The sequence below is a fragment of the Achromobacter sp. JUb104 genome, from assembly GCF_024806975.1.
Lineage (GTDB): Bacteria > Pseudomonadota > Gammaproteobacteria > Burkholderiales > Burkholderiaceae_B > Achromobacter > Achromobacter spanius.
The window spans coordinates 1,811,361-1,826,079 of record NZ_JANUEY010000001.1 but is presented as its reverse complement, the minus strand read 5'-3'; the positions used below and the strand labels follow the sequence as shown (position 1 = coordinate 1,826,079).

Here is a 14,719-nt window from a genome sequence, read left to right as displayed (position 1 = left end):
GGCCAACGAGGCCCAACTCGGCCTGCATCATTCCGGCTGGATACCCGCCTTCTTGATGATGTCGCCCCACTTCTTCGATTCGGCTTGCTGGAATTTCGCCAGTTCGTCCGGCGTGGAGCTGGCTGCGTCGGTGCCTGTCTGCGCATAGAACTGCTGGGCGGGCTTGGCCTTGGTGGCGTTGACCAGCAGTTCGTTCAGGCGCTTGACCACATCGGGCGGCGTGCCGGCCGGCGCGTAGGCCGCAAACCAGTAGCCCATTTCGTAGCCGGGGACGCCGGCTTCTGCAATCGTCGGTACGTCCGGCGCCAACGGCGAGCGCGCCGTGCCCGTCACGCCCAGCGCGCGCAGCTTGCCAGATTTGACCTGCGGCAGGCCGGTGGCCGTGTCGGTAATCATCATGTCGATCTGGCCGCCCAGCAGGTCAGTGACCGCCAGCGGGTTGCTCTTGTACGGCACGTGGAGCAGTTGCACACCGGCCATCTGCTGCAAGAGTTCACCCGCGATGCGGCTGCTGGAGCTGCCGCTGCCAAAGCTCAACTTGCCGGGCTGCTTTTTGGCTTGCGCCAGGAATTCGCCCACGGTCTTGGCCGGCGAGCTGGGGTTCACCACCATGATCTGGCCGCCTTTGCCCAGCAAGGTGATCGGCGCGAAGTCCTTCACCGGGTGATAGGTCAGCGACTTGTACAGGTGTTCATTGGCAGCGTGCGTGGTGTTCGTGGTGATCAACACCGTGTAGCCATCCGGCGTGGCGCGCGCACCGGCGGCGGCGCCGATCATCGCGCTGGCGCCCGGCTTGTTTTCAATGACCACGGCCTGTCCGGTCTGCTCGGTGACGCCCTGGCCGATAGCGCGGCCGATCTGGTCGGTGGCGCTGCCGGCTGCGAACGGCACGATGAAAGTAATGGGCTTGGTGGGGAACGATTGGGCCAGGGCGCTCAAAGGCAGGGCCGCGGCCAGCAACAGGGCCAGGCGGCCCTTGGATGAAATGCGCATGTTGTGTCTCCTGTGATGTTTTTTATAGGGGGTGGAAAAGAATCAGGCGGCCGGAGGACGGTCGCCGGGTACATCTGGCAGCCGGCGCGCCAGTTCAGCACTGACCTCCACCGTCAGGTCCAGCAATCGGAAAGACAGGCTCTTGCCGTGCGTGTCCAGGTTCAGTGCGTCGTTCACGCCACCGTCCAACACGCCTTCCAGCACGAAGTTCATGGCGTGCAGGGTGGGCAGCAAATAGCGCGTAACGCGCGCGGGATGGCGGTACGCAAACCAGTCCGCCACGCGCGCCTCGGTCACCTGCGCCGCCAGCACTTCGTAGCACTCCGGGTCCCAGGCGATCAGGCTCAGGTTGGAAATGTTGCCCTTATCGCCAGAGCGGCTGTGGGCCAGGCGATACAACGGCACGGCTTGCGGGCTTGACGAGTGGCTCATGGCGCGATGGCCTCCAGGAAATTCCAGCCGCTGTGTACGGCGTCGCGGGGGATAGTGCACGACAGCATGTTCAGCCGGGGCCGCAGCGCCGTGCGCACGCCGCCGCCGCCGGCTGGGCCGCAGGTGTACAGCGCCGTGACTTCGCGCAGGATGCGTTCGGCCTGGGCGCGGTCGGCGTGTTCACCCGCCAGGCGCAGGCGCACATCGCGCGCATGGGAATCGGGCAGCGCGCGGCGCATTTCGCCTGCATCGTCGCCCAGGATGCTGATGGCGCCGATCAGGTCAGCGCGCAACGTGAATGAGGAGCCCAGCCGCTTCTGCACGATGTCGGCAGCCAGGCGGGCGCGCGCTTCGGCTTGCACGCCTGCATAAGAGATCTCGGCTTCGGCCAGCCAGCCGCCGCGATAGCAGACGTTGACTTTCAATTCGGACGGCCGCGCGTGGCCCGTGATGCCGTGCACCGCAACGCGGTTGCCGCCCAGTTCAACCACACGCGCCTGGCTCAAGTCAGCCACCACATCGGGCGTGAGATAGCGCGCGGGGTCGTGGACTTCGTACAGAAGCTGTTCCTTTACCGTACGGGCGTCCACCGCGCCGCCGGTGGCGTCAGCCTTGCCGATGATGAATTCGCCGTCGGCCTCAATCTGCGCAATGGGAAAGCCCGCCGCATGCACGTCGGGCACCTCTTTCAGGCCCGGCACGCAGAAGTAGCCCCCCGTGACCTGCAAGCCGCATTCCAGCATGTGGCCGGCCATGGTGGCGCGCCCCAGGCGGGGCCAGTCTGCCGCGTCCCAGCCAAAGTGAGCCAAAGCCGGACCCAGCGTGAGCGATGGGTCGGCCACGCGGCCCGCCACCACCACCTGCGCGCCGGCCGCCAAGGCCTCTGCGATTTCCGTGGCGCCCAAATAGGCCGTCGCGCTGACCACGTCGTGTCCGGCCAGCACGGCGCCCAAGCGTTCTTGCAGCAGGGCGCGTTGCTCGGGCGTGTCCAGCGCGTCGCCGTGGATGACCGCAATGCGCGGCACGGGCAAGCCCTGTTCGCGCGCGATTGCCGCAATGCGTCGGGCGGCGGCCTGGGGGTTGGCCGCGCCGAAGTTGCTGACGATGTTGATGCCGTGGCGCAGGCAGTCGGCCAACACCGGCGACACCAACTCGTCCAGCAGCGGTTCATAGCCGCGATCGGGGTCGTCGTTGCGCGCCAGTTGCGCCAGCGCCAGCGTGCGTTCGGCAAGCGTTTCGAAGATAAGCGTGCCGCCGCCCTGGGCGGCCAGGGTGCGCACCACGGCGGCAGCGCCATCGCTTCGGTCGCCCGAAAAGCCAGAGGCGCAGCCGATAAGCAGGGGAGATTGAGGCATGAGAGGTCCAGTCGGCCTTGCGGTTTCAGGCCACTATAGGCATGCGCGGATCATCCGTAAAATAGAAAGATCGGATTAATTGATAGAGAAAAGCCATGAATCTATCTGCCCGGCAACTGCGCGCCTTTGTTGCGCTTGCCGACGAACGCCATTTCACGCGGGCCGCGCAACGCTGCCACCTGACGCAGCCCGCCTTCAGCGCACTGATCCGGCAACTGGAAGATAGCGCTGGACTACGGCTGTTTGACCGCAACACCCGGCACGTGGAGCTGACCGCCGAGGGCAGGGTGCTGGATGCGTCCGCGCGCCGCCTGCTGGCGGACATGGACCTGGTGATGGAAGACATGCGTGACCACGCCGCCCGCCGACGTGGCCGCGTGGCGCTGGCGGCGCTGCCGTCGCTGGCGGCGGGCTGGTTGCCTGGCCTGCTGGCCCGCTTTGGGCAGGCACATCCCGGCATCGTGGTCGACTTGCGCGACGCCTTGCTGGACCCCTGTCTGGACATGGTGCAAAGCGGGCAGGTCGATTTTGCCGTGGCCTCGCGTCGGGCCGACATGACGGACCTGGACAGCGAATTCCTCCACGCCGATCGCTATTTTCTGGTGTGCCGCGCAGATCATCCCCTGGCGCAGCAGGCCAAGGTGCGGCTTCGGGACATCGCCCGCTACCCCGTCATTCAGCTTGCGCGCGGCAGCAGTGTGCGCAAACATCTGGACGAGGCTTTCGGCGCCGATGCGCCTTTGCCCGTGTTTGAAGTGGAGCACCTGGCCACCGTGACCGGGCTGGTCCGCGCGGGCCTTGGGGTATCAGTTGTGCCCGCCATGACACTGTTTCATTTCGCCAGCAAGGATTTGCGCGTGGTGCCATTGGCCGGGCGCGCGCTGACCCGGCCGCTTTACCTGGTGCAGCGCAAAGGCCGCAGCTTGTCGGTGGCCGCGCAGGCGCTGGCCGACTTGTTGATTGCGCATCGGGGCGATATCGGCGGCGCCGGCCATCAGGCAGAGGTATGAAACAGGGCTTCAATCATCCCTGCGGCATTCGGCCACTTTCGCAAACGTCTATTGCTGGATAAACTTCGATAGTTGTAGCTTCTATCCGTCACCTGAAGGATTCCGCCCATGAGCAAGCAAATCATCCATACCGACGCCGCACCCGCCGCCGTTGGCCCTTACTCGCAAGCGGTTGCCGTTACCGGCACCAAGACTGTCTACCTGTCGGGCCAGATCGGCCTGGAGCCGGGCACGGGCGATCTGGTCTCCGAGAATTTCGACGCACAAGTGCGTCAGGCCTTCGCCAATATGCAAGCCGTGATCACCGAAGCCGGCGGCACGCTGGACAACGTGGTCAAGCTGACCTTGTTCCTGACCGACCTGGGCAAATTCACCGCCGCCAACTCCATCATGGCCGAGATCATTCCGCAGCCGTTTCCGGCGCGCTCGACCATTGGTGTGGCCAGCCTGCCCAAGGGCGCGCAGTTCGAAGTCGAGGCCATCATGGTTCTGTAAGGCGTACCCGCACGCAGCATTCCAGGGGTTCGTTCCAGCATGCCGGCCGCGGCCGTGGCTTCCAAGCGACCCGGCGCCGATAAAAACGGCGCCGGCAAACCCATGACAGATACAGAGCGCAAGCTCCGTAATCTGGGTCTGGTGTTGCCCGAGGACTTCGTGCTGCATCTGCCGTTGCGCTACGAGGACGAAACCCGCGTTATTCCGATCAGCGCCTTGCGGCCCGGCTATGCCGGGCAGGTGGAAGGCGAGATCACAAAGTCCGAGGTGCAATACCGGCCTCGGCGCCAACTCACCGCCACGCTGGCTGACGAGACCGGCGAAATCCAATTGCGCTGGTTGAATTTTTATCCCAGCCAGCAAAAGCAGATCAGCGTGGGCAAGCGCCTGCGCGCGCGTGGTGAAGTCCGCAGCAATCTATTCGGCCGCCAGATGGTGCACCCGCGCATGACCAATGCCGACGCGCCATTGCCTACCGCGCTGACCCCGGTCTACCCCACTACCGAAGGCCTGCCGCAACTGACGTTGCGCCGTGCTATCGCCCAGGCGCTGGACCGTGCCGACCTGTCTGACACCTTGCCGCAGGAAGCCCTTCAACGCTACGACCTGCCGCCGTTCGAACCCGCCATCCGCGCCTTGCACACCCCCGCGCAGGGCGAGTCCGAACAAGCCCTGCTGGACCGCGTGCACCCGGCCTGGCGCCGCATCAAGTTCGACGAACTGCTGGCACAACAACTGTCGCTGGCCGCCGCGCGCGCCGCCCGCCGCATCAAGGAAGCCGAATCGCTACCGGTGCGTAACGAGTCGGGCGGCCTGGTCGCCAAGCTGTACGCCAACCTGCCGTTCAAACTGACTGCCGCCCAAGAGCGCGTGGTGCAGGAAATTTCTGCCGACCTGGCCAAACCGTATCCCATGCACCGCCTGTTGCAAGGCGACGTGGGCAGCGGCAAAACCGTGGTCGCCGCCATTGCCGCCGCCCAGGCCATTGCCGGCGGCGCGCAAGTGGCCTTGATGGCGCCCACCGAAATTCTGGCCGAACAACACTTTCGCAAACTGGTGTCGTGGTTGCAGCCCTTGGGCGTGAACGTCGCCTGGCTAAGTGGCAGCCTTACCGCCAAGGCTCGCCGCGAAGCCGCCGCTGCCGCCGCCGATGGCAGCGTGCAACTGGTGGTGGGCACGCAGGCGCTGATCCAGGATCACGTTGAATTTCATCGCCTGGGGCTGTCCATCGTCGACGAGCAGCACCGCTTTGGCGTCGGCCAGCGCCTGGCCCTGACCAAAAAGGGCGAAACCGTGCGCGGACGCATCGTCCCGCATCAACTGAACATGAGCGCCACGCCCATTCCGCGTACGCTGGCCATGACCTTCTTCGCGGACCTGGATGTTTCTGTCATCGACGAACTGCCGCCCGGCCGCACCCCCGTGCTGACCAAGCTGGTCTCGGACGCGCGGCGTGAAGAAGTCATCGCCCACGTTGCCCAAGCGGCACGTGGCGGGCAGCAAGTGTATTGGGTCTGTCCGCTGGTGGAAGAAAGCGAAGCCCTGGAACTGCAAACGGCGGTGGACACCTACGAAGGCATGCGGGTTGATCTTCCTGACCTGCGCATCGGCCTGGTCCATGGCCGCCTGCCTCAAGCCGAGAAAGCCGCCGTCATGCAGGCCTTCCGCGAAGGCGAGGTTGACCTGCTGGTGGCCACCACCGTCATCGAAGTGGGCGTGGATGTGCCCAATGCATCGCTGATGGTCATCGAACACGCCGAGCGTTTCGGTCTGGCGCAACTGCATCAGTTGCGCGGGCGGGTAGGGCGCGGCACCGCCGAATCGGTCTGTGTGCTGCTCTACCAGACGCCGCTGTCGCAGGTGGCGCGTGAACGCCTGCGCGCCATGTTTGAAACGTCGGATGGCTTTGAAATTGCCCGGCGCGACCTGGAACAGCGCGGCCCCGGTGAATTCCTGGGCACGCGGCAATCCGGCATGGCGCTGCTGCGTTTTGCCGACCTGGAAACCGACGCCGCCATTGCGGAAGACGCGCGCGATGCAGCCGTGTGGCTGCGGGCCGAACACCCCGCCGCGGTCGAGGCGCATCTGGCGCGCTGGATGCGTGGCCGCGAAGACTTCCTGCGGACCTGACGCAATGCGGCCCGCTCTTAACCTGAATCACTTCAGCGCAGGCCCCAAGGCCCGCGCGCAACCCCCGGGGGCGTAGTCCACCATGACTCTCACCGAACTCAAGTACATCGTTGCCGTCGCGCGTGAACGCCACTTCGGGCGCGCCGCCGAAGCCTGTTTCGTCAGCCAGCCCACGCTGTCGGTCGCGATACGCAAGCTGGAAGACGAACTGGGCGTGACGCTGTTCGAACGCGGCGGCGCCGAGGTGGGCGTTACCCCCATCGGCCAACGCATCGTCGCGCAGGCGCAGAAGGTGCTGGAAGAAAGCGCCAGCATCAAAGAGATTGCGCGACAGGGGCATGACCCCCTGGCCGGACCCCTGCGAGTAGGCGTCATCCACACCATCGGGCCGTACCTGCTGCCGAAACTGGTTCCCGTGCAAATCGGCCGCACCCCGCAAATGCCGCTGCTGCTGCAAGAGAATTTCACCGTGCGTCTGGTGGAACTGCTGCGCCAGGGTGAAATTGACTGCGCCATCATGGCGCTGCCCTTGCCCGAAGCCGGCCTGGTCATGCAGCCGCTGTACGACGAACCCTTCATCGTTGCCGTGCCCAACGACCACGAACTGGCACAACGAAAATCCATCGACGCTCAGGACCTGAAGCAGCAGACCATGCTGCTCTTGGGCAGCGGCCATTGCTTTCGGGACCAGGTGCTGGAGGTTTGCCCTGAGCTGTCACGCTTTTCAGCGGCCAGCGACGGCATCCAGCGCACCTTTGAAGGCTCGTCCCTGGAAACCATCCGCCACATGGTCGCCGCCGGCATCGGCGTGACCGTCCTGCCTATCACCGCCGTGCCCGAACACCCGCCCAGCAACAGCCTGCTGCGCTACCTGCCGTTTGACGGCCATGTGCCCGAACGGCGCGTCGTCCTGGCGTGGCGCCGCAGCTTCCCCCGCCTGGCCGCCATCGAAGCCCTGGCCCAAGCCGTCTACGAATGCGAATTGCCCGGCGTCAAAATGCTGGCCGACGAGGTCGCGGCGATACAGGACTAGCCGCGTATTCAAGGCCCGGCATATTGCGACGCGCGCCCCATTTGCGCCGTATCAATGCAAGGCCTGGCTACCCTGGTTTTGTGCGGGGTTTGCGTCAATTCAGCATGTTTGCAGTGGTATCCTTCCTTCGTACTTTTCCTAATAGGAGCTAGCAATGGCCAAGTCCCCCAAGAAGACCCCGAGCAGCGCCCCGCGCATCAACATCGGCATTTCGGACAAGGACCGCGCCGCCGTCGCCGGCGAATTGTCCAAGCTGCTTGCTGACTCGTACACGCTGTACCTGATGACGCACAACTTCCACTGGAACGTCACGGGGCCCATGTTCAACACGCTGCACCAGATGTTCATGACGCAGTACACGGAAGAGTGGACCGCGCTGGACAGCATCGCCGAACGCATCCGCGCCCTGGGCCACTACGCGCCCGGCACCTACCGCGAATATTCCAAGCTGTCGTCCATTGCCGAACCTGAATCGGTGCCGGAAGCGCTGGAAATGGTGCGCCTGCTGGTCAGCGGCAACGAATCCGTCGCCAAGACCGCCCGTTCCGCCTTTGAAAAGGCCGACGCCGCCAACGACCAACCGACTGCTGACCTGTTGACGCAGCGCTTGGACGTGCATGAGAAGAATGCATGGATGCTGCGTAGCTTGTTGCAATAACAAGGGGCGTTTGTTCGCTTACAATGGCCGGCCATCTTTCCTAGCGGGAAGGTGGCCGCATCTTTGTGAACACCCAGATAATGGCCGCCGCAAGGCGGCCATGTCCATGTATCCGTGCCACAGATAACGCCCACATTCGCTCTACGTCTTGCCTTGCCCTCTATAGCCGCGCCTACGCCGCGCGGGCTTCGCGTGCCCTGCGGCTTCACCGCACTTCCATTGGCCACCGCGCCAACTCAGTCCCCCAAGCATGCACACCACCGATAGCCAAGAGCCCGGTTTTCCGCGCTGCGTTCTCATCACCGGCGCAACCGGAGGCATCGGCGGCGCGCTTGCGCTGGAATACGCCAGCGCCGGCGCCAAAACCCTGATCCTGCAAGGCCGCAACGCCACACGTCTGCAAGAACTGGCCGACCGTTGCAGCGCGCTGGGTGCGCGTGTCATCACGCAAGAGCTTGACGTGCGCGACCACGACGCGCTGATGGCGTGGTTGGCCAACGTCTGCGAAACCGAAATGCCCACCTTGGTGGTCGCTAATGCCGGCGTCAACATCAACACAGGGCCGGACGGGCAGGGCGAAGAATGGCAAGACGTTCATCGCCTTTTGGACGTAAACGTCAAAGCCGTCTTCGCCACCGTCCACGGCGTGCTGCCCGCCATGCGCCGCCTGGGGCATGGACAGATTGCATTGATCAGTTCGTTGGCAGCCTGGAGAGGCTTGCCGGAAACCCCCAGCTACAGCGCCAGCAAGGCCGCAGTGAAGGTATACGGCGAAGCCATGCGCGACGCGCTTGCCGGTGAAGGCATCAAGTTCAACGTCGTCATGCCGGGGTACGTGGAGTCGCAGATGTGCTTCGATATGCCGGGCCCTAAGCCGTTTCTGTGGAAGGCGGATAGGGCGGCCAGGGTGATTCGCCGTGGGTTGCAGCGGAATCGGGCGAGGATCAGTTTTCCGTTTCCGTTGAATCTGGGGTGCTTCCTGCTGTCGGTGATCCATCCGGCCGTGTCGGGGTGGATCCTGAAGAGGATGGGCTACGGTGATTGAAGGCTATTGGATACCTCTGCTGCCGCCTTACCTGGCTGGGCTGGTGCTTTCACTGGTATTGGAGGGGCTACTTTTCCCTAGGCCGCTAGTGCCTTGGCGTCGACCATTTGCTTCTGTTGGCGTGCATGTCGGTGTGTGGACAATGCTGTTCGCTTTCGAATTGGCGCTATTTCGGCGCCCATACTTTGGCGTGGCGAACGTGCTTGTAATTGAGCTCCTTATCATTTTGGTCAGCAATGCCAAATATCGGGTCTTGAGAGAGCCATTTATTTATCCAGATTTCGAATACTTCATTGATGCAATTCGGCATCCCCGGTTGTACTTACCCTTTTTCGGTGCGCTGAACACATTGGTTGCTGGAGGCGGATACGGCATTGCGTTATGGGCAGGGCTTGCCTTGGAAGGATCCATGACTGCGGGTGCGGGCATATGGCTAGCGTTGTATGGCCCAGCACAACAGGCCCATTTATTCGATCCCGTAGCGCCGTTGATGCCGTTCTATTTACATACGGCGGCATTAGCTACTTCCGGGCTGCTTCTGGCATCTTGCGCTGGGCGCCATTGCAGGCCGATTTACGAAGCCTCGGACGATTTGCGTTCCTTCGGACTCGTGGCTGCTCTGTGGACTTATGCGCACGCGGAGCGCCAATCGCCCCATGAGCTGCTCAAGCTAGCGCCGTTCGCGGGGCTAGAAGCTCCGCATGGGCTTCCCGCATCGACGCCGGATTTGGTGGTTGTTCAAAGCGAGTCCTTCTTTGACGCTCGACGCTACTATTCGGCATTGAAGCCGGAGGTGCTGAAAAATTTTGACTTGATTAAAAGCGAGTCAGTTCGACACGGAAGCCTGACGGTCGCGGCTTGGGGCGCAAATACAGTACGCACGGAGTTCAGTTTTCTTTCGGGAATTGCCGGCAAGGTATTGGGCGTACATCAATATAATCCGTATCGTTTTCTTGCTCGGAATGGGTTTCCAACACTTGCCTCATATCTGAAAGGATTAGGGTATCGGACTATTTGTGTACATCCGTACCATCGCGGCTTTTATCGGCGCGATGTGGTGTTGCCGCGGTTGGGTTTCGATGAATTCATTGGTATTGAAGCTTTTGATGATGTCAACAGGGATGGTCCGTATGTCGGCGACCGAGCTTTGGCGGAAAAAGTGGCTCAGATGTTGCCCCGCGAGAACGATGCCCCCGTTTATATCCATGTAATAACGATGGAAAATCATGGGCCCCTTCATTGGGAAACGGTTTCGGACCGCGACAGGAGAGAATTATTAAAGTGCCAGCTTCCGGACGATTGCGACGATCTCGTGACCTACGCACGGCATTTGCGAAATGCCGATGCGATGTTCGGCATGCTTAGAGATGCGTTGAAGAGCCGCGAACGCCCGTCGTCGTTATGTATATATGGTGACCATGTGCCGATCATGCCCGGCGTTTATCGGCAGCTCGGTGCGCCAGAAGGAGACTCCGATTATCTGCTGTGGCGCTCCGACGCGGCAATTAATATTTCGGATATCAAAATCAGAGCGAAATCGTGCGACATTGCAGATCTTGCGATTGCGTTTTTAACGGCCGCGCAGCTGTATAACCCGATAGCACCTCGGCGTTAGTTGGTTGCTGTGTTACATCGCGTTTCGATGGTCTCGCACAGAATGACGTGTATGTAAATAATTTGTCTTAAATTTGATATTGAACGTAACAGATCCCTGCGTCAATGCTAGTACAATGCTGCGGCTCCTCCTATGTAAAAACGTAAAGAAAAAGCTGACAGTCGAACGAATGCCGTAACAGTTCAGCATTCGATATAGATAACAAAATGTAAAATGATAAATTTCGATAAATTCAAGTCCAAGCATCTTATGGTGTGGCTTGTCGCCATTCCGATGTTGGCTGCGGTTGTTTATTACAGTTTCTTTGCGTTAGATCGCTATGTTAGCGGGGCACAGGTCGCTGTTCGCCAAGTGGGTAATAACGAGGCGCCGCAGATTCCGGGGTTGGCCGTAATGCTTACCGGTTTGAATCCGACTTCGCGAGAAGAAACCTTGTATCTTCGCGAATTTGTTGTTTCTCAAGATATGTTGAATGTGCTCGAGCGCGAATTAAACTGGTCCCAGCATTATGCGGGACGGTGGCGGGACCCGCTTTATTGGTTGCCCGCGGATTCGCCGCAAGAGGATTTGCTGGAGTTTTATAGGCGCGTTGTGACAACAGTATTCGACGAACAGACAGGGCTGTTGGGCGTAAATGTGCAGGCGTTTGACTCTGCGTTTGCCGAGCAAACTCTTAAAGTCATGCTTGGCGAAAGCGAACGCTTCGTGAATGAACTCTCCCATCGGATGGCACGTGACCAGATGGCATTTGCGCAAAGCGAGCTCGCTAGCGCACGTAAGACGTATGAAGAGAGGCGCGACGCAATGTTGACTTTCCAAAACGAAAGCAACCTGCTTGACGCTGAAGCGACAGCAAAAGCCAGGGCTGGCGTTATCGTGGAGTTGGAGGCTAGCCTTACTAAGGAGCGCACCGCGTTGAATGGTCTGCTGGCTACGCTCGACAGTAATACCCCTCAGGTCCGCCAGCAAAGGAACCGAATACGCGCCCTGGAAACGCAGTTGAAGTCGGAGTCAAATCGTCTTTTGTCTGAAAAGGGCGGCGACAAGCTTAATGTCGTGGCGGCGCAGTACCGGAATTTGACGATCGATGCGGTTATCGCTGAAGAGGCTTATAAGTATGCGGTCAGCTCAGTGGAGTCCACGAGAATTGAAGCCAGCAAGAAGTTGCGCAGCCTGGTTACGGTCGTTTCCCCTAATGCCCCTGACAAGGCCATCTACCCCGAGCGTATCTATAACCTGATCACTCTCTTCATTGGACTGCTTTTGTTCTACGGCATTGCCCGCTTCGTCATCGCTACGATCGAAGACCATCGTGATTGAAACTGCGCTTCTAAATCCATGAAATCGATAATTCCCCAATCTGCATGTCGACTTGCAGTTTTATGTGTGCCGCTGTTACTGACGGGTTGCGGCAGCCTATTGTCTGCGGCCGGCCCTTCGCGCAATGCGGTCGTCAGCAATGACGAGTCGCAGGATTACAAGCTGATTGAGCTGAGCGCTCAAACTATTGCGCCGTATATGCGGCCTCGCGAGCAGGCCCCCGGTGTTTCAGTTGCAATGCCAAGCGTTCCGGAAGTAAAACTGGTGCCCGGGGACGTCATTCGGGTGATGATTGCAGATAGTGCCACCGAAGGTGCGGTTTTTGCGCCGCTCGCCTTGGGCGGCACTGTATTTGATAGTGTCCGCGTGGATAGCAAGGGCACGATATCGCTGCCTTACGTGGGTCGTCAGGTCGTCGCTGATATGACGTTGAGCGAGCTTGAAGCCCTAATCAGAAAAAGGCTGAAAGGAATCACGACCGATGTGCAAGTACAGGTCGGCTTAACCGGCGATTTATCTGGATCCGTCCTAGTGGCGGGTGCGGTGAAAAGTCCTGGTAGGTTCTCTGCGTTGCAAGGCCCCCTGACTTTACTGGACGCGATCAATCGCGCGGGTGGGCCATTATTGGAACCTCATTTGATTCGGGTTGTCGTTCGGACCGGAAAGCAGTCTTACCAGTTCAATTATCAGGACCTGCTTTCGGGGAAAAATCAAATCGTTCCACCCGGGGCGGAGGTGATTCTCGAGCGGGCGCGGCAACGATTCGTCGCTATGGGGGCGGTCGGGCTGCCGGGGTTGCATGACTTGCCGTCAAATAATGCGAGCCTCCTTGAGGTCCTTGGCACTGTCAAGGGTTTGAATGAAGGGAAGGCGGATGCAGCGGGCGTCTTCATCTTCCGGTTGGTGGATCAGACTGATGCGACTACGGGCGAGGTGAAGTCAATGGCGGAGGTGTTCCGTCTGAATATGAAAGAACCGGCAGCTATGTTTTTGGCCCGCCAGTTCCTGGTGCAGCCCGAAGATGCGATCTACGTGACGAATGCAGTCGTGTATGAATTGCAGAAGATTATTTCTCCAATCGTTCAGGTGCTGGTGCTGGGGCGGACGATTGAGACCTTTGATCAATAGTGTCGCCTTCGTCTCGCCCATTTTCTCCTGAATGCAATGAAGAAAAGAAATTCGTTAACCATAATTAAGGCGGTGCTGTTCGCCCTCGTCGTCCGAGAGGTCCGGGGGCGATTCGGTGCGGACCGCCTGGGCGCATTTTGGTTCATATTTGAACCGTTGGCGCACATCGTTGCGTTAACTGCGATTTTTTCATTGATGCGCGGTCAGTTCCAATATGGTCCGCCTTTTCCGATGTTCTTGATCACCGGGCTTATTCCTTACCTGCTTTTCAGAAACATTATCATGAAAGGCATGGAATCGATTTCGGCTAATAAAGCTCTGTTCGCTTATCGGCAGATAAAGCCTATAGATACGATTCTGGCGCGCACGATTGTGGAGTGCGCCTTGATGGCGTGCGTCTACGTGGCGATAATTTTTGCACTGGGATTCTGGGGCGGGTATGACGTGGCCATCCATGATCCGTTGAAGTGGATTATGGTGATGTCCATAGGCATTGCTTTTTCGATTGGCTTGGCGTTGGTATTCTGCGTCATTGGCGAAGCGATGCCTGAATTGAAGGGTTTCATCAGGCTTTTGTTCATGCCGCTTTATTTTGTGTCCGGGGTCGTTCTTCCCATTTGGTTTGTACCTCCCCATTTCAGAGAATGGATGTGGTGGAATCCCTTTCTTCATCTCATCGACGGGATTCGAGAAGCCACGTTTCTTCAATATCCGAAAGTCAACGGCATAAGCATCGGGTATGCCGCTGCGGTCTCATTGGTAACCCTATTCATTGGCGTGGTGCTTTACCGAGTTCGCCGCGAGCAGTTGGTGGCAATATGATCGAACTGCGTTCTATTACTAAGTCGTATCGCACAAACCATGGGCGGAAATACATCTTTCGCGATCTGTCCTTTGAAATACCTTCAAATCGAAATGTAGCGATTATTGGTCGAAATGGTGCCGGAAAATCTACCTTGATGCGGTTGTTGGGCGGTCAAGACACTCCGGATTCTGGAAAGATTATCTCTGGAAAGACGATTTCGTGGCCCGTTGGTTTGAGTGGCGGATTCCAGGGCTCAATGACGGGAAGACAGAACGTCAAATTCGTCGCCCGGGTCTATGGCGCGGAAGGCGAGCGAATGAAAGAGGTTGTTAATTACGTAGAGGAGTTTGCGGAAATTGGCGATTATTTCGATCAACCGGTGAACACTTACTCGTCGGGCATGCGTGGTCGAGTCGCATTCGGCCTTAGTTTCGCCTTTGACTTCGATTATTATCTCGTCGATGAAGCCATGTCGGTTGGTGATACGCACTTCAAGAAAAAGGCAACTGAAGCATTTGAGCAACGCGTCGGCAAGGCGAACATCCTGCTAGTCACGCACGGGATGAGCCAAGTACGATCTTTTTGCGACATGGTGTTGCTATTGAATAGTGGCAAGATCCAACGGTTCGATGATGTGGAAGAGGGGATTGCCGCCTATACGTCGCTGTAGGAGGCAGAGTCACTTCATGGCAGGAAGATA

General features: G+C 59.7%; 14 protein-coding genes. 11 read left to right on the top strand and 3 right to left on the bottom strand.

The annotated features are described in order from the left end of the window. Positions 1-27: 27 nt before the first annotated feature. From M2361_RS08195 to M2361_RS08185, 3 genes are read right to left on the bottom strand one after another with little or no spacing between them, the layout of a single operon-like run. Complete coding sequence (locus M2361_RS08195) at positions 28-993, bottom strand: tripartite tricarboxylate transporter substrate binding protein (RefSeq protein ID WP_259247733.1); 966 nt, start codon at positions 991-993, stop codon at positions 28-30. A 42-nt stretch (positions 994-1,035) separates the two neighbouring features. Next, positions 1,036-1,425 (bottom strand): hypothetical protein, encoded by a 390-nt coding sequence (locus M2361_RS08190; protein WP_259247731.1) that lies wholly within the window; start codon positions 1,423-1,425, stop codon positions 1,036-1,038. Beyond that, positions 1,422-2,780 (bottom strand): acyclic terpene utilization AtuA family protein, encoded by a 1,359-nt coding sequence (locus M2361_RS08185; protein ID WP_259247729.1) that lies wholly within the window; start codon positions 2,778-2,780, stop codon positions 1,422-1,424. Before M2361_RS08185 ends, M2361_RS08190 begins: the two co-directional genes overlap by 4 nt. Before the next feature lie 95 nt (positions 2,781-2,875). Here M2361_RS08185 and M2361_RS08180 point away from each other — a divergent pair, with 95 nt between their 5' ends. The 11 genes from M2361_RS08180 to M2361_RS08130 all read left to right on the top strand — a co-directional run bounded on the left by M2361_RS08180 (position 2,876) and on the right by M2361_RS08130 (position 14,689). Next, on the top strand, positions 2,876-3,790 hold the full coding sequence (locus M2361_RS08180; RefSeq protein ID WP_259247727.1) for a LysR family transcriptional regulator: 915 nt from the start codon (positions 2,876-2,878) through the stop codon (positions 3,788-3,790). A gap of 108 nt (positions 3,791-3,898) precedes the next feature. Then, positions 3,899-4,285 (top strand): Rid family detoxifying hydrolase, encoded by a 387-nt coding sequence (locus tag M2361_RS08175; RefSeq protein ID WP_046804923.1) that lies wholly within the window; start codon positions 3,899-3,901, stop codon positions 4,283-4,285. Between the two features lie 39 nt (positions 4,286-4,324). Beyond that, positions 4,325-6,415, top strand: a complete 2,091-nt coding sequence (gene recG / locus M2361_RS08170; protein ID WP_259247718.1) for an ATP-dependent DNA helicase RecG — start codon at positions 4,325-4,327, stop codon at positions 6,413-6,415. A gap of 82 nt (positions 6,416-6,497) precedes the next feature. Further along, positions 6,498-7,448 (top strand): LysR substrate-binding domain-containing protein, encoded by a 951-nt coding sequence (locus tag M2361_RS08165; protein ID WP_100855865.1) that lies wholly within the window; start codon positions 6,498-6,500, stop codon positions 7,446-7,448. Positions 7,449-7,602: 154 nt separating this feature from the next. Then, positions 7,603-8,106, top strand: a complete 504-nt coding sequence (locus M2361_RS08160; RefSeq protein WP_100855864.1) for a Dps family protein — start codon at positions 7,603-7,605, stop codon at positions 8,104-8,106. A 250-nt stretch (positions 8,107-8,356) separates the two neighbouring features. Next, positions 8,357-9,151 (top strand): SDR family oxidoreductase, encoded by a 795-nt coding sequence (locus tag M2361_RS08155; RefSeq protein ID WP_259247714.1) that lies wholly within the window; start codon positions 8,357-8,359, stop codon positions 9,149-9,151. Between the two features lie 142 nt (positions 9,152-9,293). After that, on the top strand, positions 9,294-10,766 hold the full coding sequence (locus M2361_RS08150) for an LTA synthase family protein (protein ID WP_259247707.1): 1,473 nt from the start codon (positions 9,294-9,296) through the stop codon (positions 10,764-10,766). Between the two features lie 213 nt (positions 10,767-10,979). Then, the gene (locus M2361_RS08145) at positions 10,980-12,086 is read left to right on the top strand and encodes an ABC transporter permease (protein ID WP_259247705.1); all 1,107 of its coding nucleotides are present in this window, start codon (positions 10,980-10,982) and stop codon (positions 12,084-12,086) included. Between the two features lie 66 nt (positions 12,087-12,152). After that, a complete protein-coding gene (locus M2361_RS08140) occupies positions 12,153-13,214 on the top strand; it encodes a polysaccharide biosynthesis/export family protein (RefSeq protein WP_259247703.1) in 1,062 nt (353 codons plus the stop codon). Positions 13,215-13,250: 36 nt separating this feature from the next. Beyond that, positions 13,251-14,036 carry an ABC transporter permease gene (locus M2361_RS08135; protein ID WP_259247696.1) on the top strand — a complete coding sequence of 262 codons (786 nt, stop codon included), beginning with the start codon at positions 13,251-13,253 and terminating at the stop codon, positions 14,034-14,036. Further along, the gene (locus tag M2361_RS08130) at positions 14,033-14,689 is read left to right on the top strand and encodes an ABC transporter ATP-binding protein (RefSeq protein WP_259247694.1); all 657 of its coding nucleotides are present in this window, start codon (positions 14,033-14,035) and stop codon (positions 14,687-14,689) included. Before M2361_RS08135 ends, M2361_RS08130 begins: the two co-directional genes overlap by 4 nt. Positions 14,690-14,719: the final 30 nt, after the last annotated feature.

Coding starts and splice junctions, on each gene's coding strand:
- M2361_RS08195 (WP_259247733.1), bottom strand. CDS start 993: ATGCGCATTTCATCCAAGGGCCGCCTGGCCCTGTTGCTGGCCGCGGCC.
- M2361_RS08190 (WP_259247731.1), bottom strand. CDS start 1,425: ATGAGCCACTCGTCAAGCCCGCAAGCCGTGCCGTTGTATCGCCTGGCC.
- M2361_RS08185 (WP_259247729.1), bottom strand. CDS start 2,780: ATGCCTCAATCTCCCCTGCTTATCGGCTGCGCCTCTGGCTTTTCGGGC.
- M2361_RS08180 (WP_259247727.1), top strand. CDS start 2,876: ATGAATCTATCTGCCCGGCAACTGCGCGCCTTTGTTGCGCTTGCCGAC.
- M2361_RS08175 (WP_046804923.1), top strand. CDS start 3,899: ATGAGCAAGCAAATCATCCATACCGACGCCGCACCCGCCGCCGTTGGC.
- recG (WP_259247718.1), top strand. CDS start 4,325: ATGCCGGCCGCGGCCGTGGCTTCCAAGCGACCCGGCGCCGATAAAAAC.
- M2361_RS08165 (WP_100855865.1), top strand. CDS start 6,498: ATGACTCTCACCGAACTCAAGTACATCGTTGCCGTCGCGCGTGAACGC.
- M2361_RS08160 (WP_100855864.1), top strand. CDS start 7,603: ATGGCCAAGTCCCCCAAGAAGACCCCGAGCAGCGCCCCGCGCATCAAC.
- M2361_RS08155 (WP_259247714.1), top strand. CDS start 8,357: ATGCACACCACCGATAGCCAAGAGCCCGGTTTTCCGCGCTGCGTTCTC.
- M2361_RS08150 (WP_259247707.1), top strand. CDS start 9,294: ATGCTGTTCGCTTTCGAATTGGCGCTATTTCGGCGCCCATACTTTGGC.
- M2361_RS08145 (WP_259247705.1), top strand. CDS start 10,980: ATGATAAATTTCGATAAATTCAAGTCCAAGCATCTTATGGTGTGGCTT.
- M2361_RS08135 (WP_259247696.1), top strand. CDS start 13,251: ATGAAGAAAAGAAATTCGTTAACCATAATTAAGGCGGTGCTGTTCGCC.
- M2361_RS08130 (WP_259247694.1), top strand. CDS start 14,033: ATGATCGAACTGCGTTCTATTACTAAGTCGTATCGCACAAACCATGGG.